This window comes from Streptomyces sp. DH12 (assembly GCF_020873895.1).
Classification (GTDB): Bacteria; Actinomycetota; Actinomycetes; order Streptomycetales; family Streptomycetaceae; genus Streptomyces.
Genome location: NZ_JAHWGT010001076.1, coordinates 1 through 452 on the forward strand (window position 1 = coordinate 1; position 452 = coordinate 452).

A 452-nucleotide genomic window follows, 5' to 3' on the forward strand; every position below is an offset into this window, starting at 1 on the left:
GCGGTGGCGGTGAACAGGTAGGCGGACAGGTCGTCGGAGCCGAACATGGCGTCCCAGGCGCGGGCCTTGGCGTCCGGGTCGGGCAGGGCGGCCCGGCAGCGGGCGGCGCCCTCCTGGCCGGCGGCGCTGGGGTCGCGGCGCAGCTCCTCGGCGACGGCGCTCTCGTCGGCCGCGCCCAGCACGGCGAGCCGGGCGAGGATCCGCCAGCGCAGCTCCGGGTCCAGCTCGGGCCCGCCGGGGACGGTGCCGTCGGCGAGCCAGGCGGCGATGGTCTCGGGGCGGGCGGCGGCGTCGATGCAGTGGCGCACCGCGACCAGGCGCAGGCCCGGGTGGTCGCCGTCCTCGGTGCGGCGGATGAGGTCGCGGCACAGGTCGGTGAGGGTGGCGAGCGCGGCGGGCCGCCGGTCCGGGGCGAGGTAGTGGTCGGCGACCTCTCCGGAGGCGAAGGCGAG

General features: G+C 79.2%; 1 protein-coding gene. It reads right to left on the reverse strand.

What is annotated here, in order from left to right; all coding sequences use genetic code 11:
* A partial coding sequence (locus tag LPA54_RS38590; protein WP_228985044.1) for an ERAP1-like C-terminal domain-containing protein occupies window positions 1-452 on the reverse strand: 452 nt, incomplete at both ends.